Annotated in this window: 6 protein-coding genes and 1 pseudogene; 5 read left to right on the top strand and 2 right to left on the bottom strand. The window is 38.9% G+C overall.

The genetic code is table 11. The features are described 5' to 3' along the window. A partial coding sequence (locus JIG37_RS00300) for a helix-turn-helix domain-containing protein (RefSeq protein ID WP_199528359.1) occupies nt 1–210 on the bottom strand: 210 nt, incomplete at its 3' end. A gap of 26 nt (nt 211–236) precedes the next feature. On the opposite strand from JIG37_RS00300, the pseudogene tnpA reads away from it, so the two are divergent. The 5 genes and pseudogenes from tnpA to JIG37_RS00270 all read left to right on the top strand — a co-directional run bounded on the left by tnpA (nt 237) and on the right by JIG37_RS00270 (nt 5,468). Next, nucleotides 237–632: pseudogene (tnpA, locus tag JIG37_RS22575) on the top strand (IS200/IS605 family transposase). Nucleotides 633–799: 167 nt separating this feature from the next. Continuing rightward, nucleotides 800–1,108, top strand: a complete 309-nt coding sequence (locus JIG37_RS00285) for a hypothetical protein (protein ID WP_199528357.1) — start codon at nt 800–802, stop codon at nt 1,106–1,108. 287 nt (nt 1,109–1,395) lie between these two features. Then, nucleotides 1,396–2,130 carry a disulfide isomerase DsbC N-terminal domain-containing protein gene (locus JIG37_RS00280; RefSeq protein WP_199528356.1) on the top strand — a complete coding sequence of 245 codons (735 nt, stop codon included), beginning with the start codon at nt 1,396–1,398 and terminating at the stop codon, nt 2,128–2,130. Nucleotides 2,131–2,136: 6 nt separating this feature from the next. Then, the gene (locus tag JIG37_RS00275) at nt 2,137–2,856 is read left to right on the top strand and encodes a TraV family lipoprotein (protein ID WP_199528355.1); all 720 of its coding nucleotides are present in this window, start codon (nt 2,137–2,139) and stop codon (nt 2,854–2,856) included. A gap of 14 nt (nt 2,857–2,870) precedes the next feature. Beyond that, a complete protein-coding gene (locus JIG37_RS00270) occupies nt 2,871–5,468 on the top strand; it encodes a TraC family protein (RefSeq protein WP_199528354.1) in 2,598 nt (865 codons plus the stop codon). Between the two features lie 273 nt (nt 5,469–5,741). On the opposite strand, the gene JIG37_RS00265 is transcribed toward JIG37_RS00270, so the two are convergent. Continuing rightward, a partial coding sequence (locus JIG37_RS00265) for a group II intron maturase-specific domain-containing protein (RefSeq protein WP_280517202.1) occupies nt 5,742–6,114 on the bottom strand: 373 nt, incomplete at its 5' end.

Genomic DNA, 6,114 nt, shown 5'->3' with positions numbered 1-6,114 from the left:
AGATGTGTATAAGAGACAGGGCTTTAATTCCTTAAGAAGCGAGGCCATTTCTTTGTAAAACAAGAACGTCTTATCGTACTCATATCGACGCATATTTTCAGACAACAACAGATTCCAAATGCCACGCGCTGTCGCACTAAACTCAATAAGCTTAGCTTCTTGCTCTGGGGTAGGATTTAGCCTGTAGTTGTATCTGAGCGTCTTTTTCATATACTGTATAAGGTCGAGTTGTCAAGTTGGAATATGAAACTAAATCTCACTGCAAATATTTAATTGCACTTCATTTAATTCTGGTAGTTAAGTCCAGAAAACCTTTACTAAACGGAAATCTGGGTAAGTTTGTTAAGAAAACGGTTTTCGATGTTTCTCTATCTTCTGACTTCAGGATCGAAGAGGTTGAAATAGACAAAGATCACATTCATATGCTGATTACAATCGGCACTCGATATTCTGTAGGCTAGTACGCAAGGAGGATTAAACAAGAGACAACTACTAAAATCTGGAAATCATTTCCTTACCTCAAAAACCAATTTTGGAAAGAGAAAACATTTTGGTCTGATGGATACTTTGTGTGTTCTGTAAGAAATGCTAGTGCAGAGATAATACGGAAATATATTCAAGAGCAGGGGTGACACCGATTCATCCCCGCGACATCACTTCGCTCTGATCACGGGGGTTTCTCGGTGAATTTTCGATAAAAATAATCAAGAATACGGATACGCGAATTGGGTCATTCATCTGTAGAAAACTAAGAATTTACCCTTACCCTGAATTGTCAGCATGATCATAAGGTAGAGATATGAAAAAAGAAACAAAAGTTGACTTGCAGGCGCTTCGATTCCCTGTTGCGTCACTCCACCTTAGTAAAACACTCGATGACTTCCTAAATAGTGAAAATGAAAAGCTCACTATCATTACCATCGATCTATCAATTGGACGCTGTATAAAGCAACGAATAGCCCATAGAAGCTTACCATTAGTTTTGGAAAGTGGTTTTTTACAAGAGCCTATTACAAGTGAGCACATAAATTCATGGTGTGATGCATTCGATGAGGAAGATTACGAAGATGTTTCATTTCGACAACACCATGTCATTGTGAAGTCTTGATATGTGACAAACTTTATTCGTTAAGGTTGGTATATATCAACCTTAACCTTAGATCAGTATTTTACCAACCTAAGGCTTTATCATGCCTAAAACTAAGTATTTAGAGCTTTGAGTATCCTAAATTCACCTTAATTTGTTGATTAAACAAGCATATCAACCATCGAGTTAGTAAAACTCTGTTTTGTCCAAATCCATGAAAAAAAGCAAAAATCAGTAATTAATCTCCCCTTTTCATTCTATAGCCAAGATTACAATGACATGTATGTCAATTTAAAGAGTAAGTCACAATGTCACTAAAGAAAAAAATTACGGCTCTTGGTCTATTAGCAACTGTAAGTCTTTTAAGCGTATCTTCAATGGCTAAATCAATTAATCCGACAGAATTAAAACAAACACTTTCCCAAAAAGGTGATATCGAAGGTATTCAAGAACTCCCTGTTGAAAACTTAATGCTAGTTAAGACTAAATCAGGAGAAACATATTTTGTATCTAAGAATGGCCGCTTTGTCTTTCAAGGGCAGTTAATTGATACATGGTTTAGACGAACTATTGATGAGTTGAGCGAAGCAAGAAATGCTCACCGTGTTCCTCTTGAGAAAATGGGCGTAGAACTAGATGAGCTTGCAACACTATCATTTGGTAACCAAGACATACCTAAGCAAGCAACAATATTCGTTGACCCTAATTGCGGATACTGCCACGCCCTGTTCAATATAATTCAGCAATCTCCAGAAAAGTACAATGTCGACTTTGTACTAACAGCAATGCTAGGCAGCCAATCTTTACTTGAGTCCAAACGCCTAAATTGCGCTGTTGATAAATCTAAAGCTGTCATCGACCTTATGAACAAGACAAAACTAGCAACAGAAATGAGAGAAGACTGCGATGCAAAGGCTGTTCAAAAAGCACCTATCGTTATGGGATTGCTTGAGGCTAGAGGAACCCCATTCTTAGTTCGTGAAGATGGTTTAACCTTTAATGGGCTACCAAGCGATTTTGATGCATGGCTTGAGATGGAGTAACTAGCAATGAAAGAAATCTTTAAAATCAGCTCAATTCTAGCCATAGCCTCATTATTTTCTGGGTGTTCGGCATTTACGATTGGTGAAGAGGAATTTTCATGTGCAGGTAAACCGGAACTTGGTCTCTGTAAAGGGCCGATGGAGGTTTATGAGTTAACCAACAATCAAGACCAACTTGAGCACATGATGACTGCAGAATATGCAAAAAACGAAGGTGAAAAAAAGTCAAATTCAGAAGGAAACCAAAAAGTCATTTACGTTAATAGTGAAGGGGAAGACATCACATACGTATATGAACCAAGAAGTTTGCGAAGACAAAACGCACAGGATTATGACAAAGCCAACATTGTTGGTATCGCGAGCAATGACACAATGTCATATTCGAAACAATCACACGATGAGTTAGATGACTTAAGAACTTTCAATTACGTTCCAAATGATATCGCGCCAGAGCCTCTCGCTGTTCTAGAAGAAGCTAAAGCAATGCGTATTTATGTTGCTGCTTGGGAAGATAAGTCTGGAGATTTGAATATTCCAGGCTTCGTATATGTTGAATTACAACCAAGACGCTGGGTAACAGGCCATCAAGCTCAAATGCGCCCAAGTCGAGTATTACCATTTCAAACAATAAAGAAAAGCAAAGTAACAAGCCAAAGAAAAGAAACTATGGCCAAAGGTATCGATCCGTTGAGCATTTCTAGACCTCAGTCTGAGGCTAATAAGTAAAATAGGTGTATAGCATGCTGAATAAAATCCAAGAAGCTATCGAAAAGATATTGAATCCAGATATCGAAGAAACCCAGCAGAATTTTGCTGGCCCCCTTTGGCGAAGCACCATTGAAGATCAACAAAAGCTTCTCGGAGGTAATAAAGCCGCAGAATTAAACTGTGTAATGGAATATATTAAAGAATATCAAATGTTCTTAATGGAAGGCGGTTACATTGGATTTGTTATCGCCTGCCAACCAACTAACGGGGTAAACAACGAAATAAGAACAGCCTACGAAGGCTTTCTATCTGATGAGTTTCCTCACAACACATTAATTCAACTAAGCCTAGCTGCTTTACCACGAATAGATGGCTTTCTAAATGGTTACAGGCAACTACGAGGGAAGCGGATTGGTGGTGAAGACGGTGAGCTTGCTGATGCAATGAGCGAATCAGTAATTAATTATTACTCTAAAGCAAGAAAAGAGTCTCTTGATAAAAAATCAGGTATCCGGCCAAGAGATTTTGAACATTGGATCACAGTAAAAATCCCAGTTAAAAACTTTATCCCTTCCGATAAAGAGCTCAAAGAGTTCCTAGAGATAAAAGATAGAACATATTCAATATTCGAAGGGTTAGGCTTAGCCCCATTGATTTTAAATGATGAAGAATGGCTTTCAAGAATGCAGACTTTCTTCAATCACTCACCTAATGCGCTTTGGCGAGATAAAGTAAAAATCAACAAGCTTGTCCCACTGGGTGCGCAAATATTAGAGCAGGGCGGAATAATTAACCGTGATGAATATGGTCTAGAATTTTCATCTTTAGATGAGAAATCAAATGGATTTGCTTCAGTCATGACCCTCAAGCAAACACCCGATTACTTAAACTACGGTGATATTATAAACCTGCTAGGTGATTGGCGTTTTGGCAAGCGAACGGTTGCTTGGAACCCATATTTAATGACGCTTAACGTACAGTTACCAAGTATTCATTCTGCAAATGAAGAATTTGATCGCCGTAACAAATGGCTAAAAAAACAAGCAAAAGGAAAAATGCTGGAGTGGGTTTCAACCTTAAAAGACCAAGCACAAGACTACTTTGCAATTGAAGATGAACTTAAAAACTCCAGATTATGTAAAATTAGCCTTAATTTAATAATCCTTGGTGGAAGTAAGAAAGAAACATTCACGGCGACTAGGAAATTGCAGGCATTCTTCAAGCGTAAAGAGTATAAATTCAACATAGAAACAATTTTGGCACCTAGCACCTTCTTAAACGCTTTACCTCTTGGCCTTGATGATGAATATATAAAATTATCAGACCGGTTTGATGAATGGACGGCAAAAGGGGCTGTATTTTTATTACCACATAGCGCGAGTTGGAAAGGAAACACTTCACGGCCAATTCTAGAGTTTGTCACGCGCTTTGGGCAAATATTCGGTTTAGACATATTTGAAACAGATGGTTCCTTTAATGCACTTATTTGCGCTCGCTCTGGAGCTGGTAAGTCATTTTTCAATAATAAGCTAATCACTTCATATCTAGGCTCTGGTGTTAAAAGCCGGCTTGATGTGGGCAGCGATACTGACGGCGCTCAAGTGTTTGTTATTGACAAAGGTCGCTCATATGAAAACTTAGCAAGCCAGTATAAGAATGCTCAATTCATTGACTTCAATGAGAACATGAAGTTTTCACTTGATCCATTTGCAAATATTGATGACTTTTATGGCAAAGAAGGTCAAGCAGCCATGGTTCATTCCTTGCTGAAAGCAATGGCGTCAGAATCAGGTGATTTAAGTGACTACCAATCTACAGAAATGCTTACAGTACTCACTGAGCTTTGGAACCTTAAAGGGAAAGATTCATCAATAACAGACTTTTCTGAGCTGTGTGAAAAGCACCAAGATGTTGAAATAAAGAGGATAGGGCGCCAACTAAAACCATGGTGTGAAGGCGGTATTTTTGGAGACTTTTTTGGTAAGAAATACCCACCAATAAACTTCAAATCACGATTAATCGTTTGTGAGATGGATGAACTATCCTCGCAACCTCACTTATCACAATGTGTTCTGATGAGCCTTATCAACGCAGCTCAACATGCAATGTTTTTATCAGGTAACAAACAAAGAAAACTTTTCATTCTCGATGAAGCTTGGGAATACCTTAAAGACAAGCCGGGTAAAGTCAATTATCTAGCCGAGTTCCTTGAAACTGGTTGGCGTCGATTCAGGAAAACACGTGCAGCTGGCATTTGTATCACACAGAGCTTACTTGATGCTTACCAAAGCCAAGCAGGGATGGCCATTGTTAATAATAGTCCATGGAAGTTTATGTTGGCCCAGGAACCGGAAGCCGTTGATAAACTCAAAGAGTTAAAAGCGTATGATGGTACAGATCAAGACTATGATTTAATGAAAAGCGTTCATACTGATAAGGGCCATTACTCAGAAATCTTAGTGAGATACGGGCAATCGAGGGAAATAGTTAAGCTATTTGTAGATAAAGAAACCCAACTAGTTTACTCAACAGATCCAGATGACAGGGAGTTAGTAGACAAGTTTAAGTCTCAAGGTTATTCAATTAAAAAAGCTCTAGAGCTTGCAAATAAAGAGAAGGGTAGGGGGTAGTTACCTTTGTACACACACGTATATTGAAATAGTCTTAGCTTGCTCTTTCTGGTTGGACTAATAGAACTTAATTAAATCTGACAGTCAATTGTGTACTAATTGCTGACCGTGGGACTAACAAGTTTCTGTCCTGAGGCGGGTTATGTAATTAACTCACCTTTGTCGGATAGACGACACCTGTTACCAAGTGTCGCCCTCCTAAGAACCGTACGTGCAACTTTCACTGCATACGGCTCAAGCCTTCACGAAGGCACCTAATTGGTACCCAGCAACTTATAAAGCAGCGAGATTAGGCTCATTCCAAGAGTTGCGGCATTGCCTCTTTGCTTTTCTCTTTGCCAAGTATTCTTGGTATAAAGGATCAAAAGGCGTAGCTTCACTCCTGATTTTCACATGTCTCTCTATTGGCACCTTAGCTATTTGAAATAGATTAAACTGACAATCCATATTCATGCTCTTCTGCCAACCGTGAAATTGCCATTGGCCTCGACGGTTGATAAAGTATTTCATGGCGATCCAAGTTTTTGATTTTGTTGGATGACGCCTTTTAGCCCAATGCCATAACGCTAGAAATAGTTTGTGGCTCACATATCCGAATACTTGTTTGGCAACGCAATGGCGATAGTAATTCGACCAACCCCTGAGT

It is taken from the genome of Pseudoalteromonas sp. bablab_jr010 (genome assembly GCF_016464105.1).
GTDB lineage: Bacteria > Pseudomonadota > Gammaproteobacteria > Enterobacterales > Alteromonadaceae > Pseudoalteromonas > Pseudoalteromonas simplex.
The sequence above is the reverse complement of the archived record's forward strand: the minus strand, read 5'-3'. Positions and strand labels throughout refer to the sequence as shown.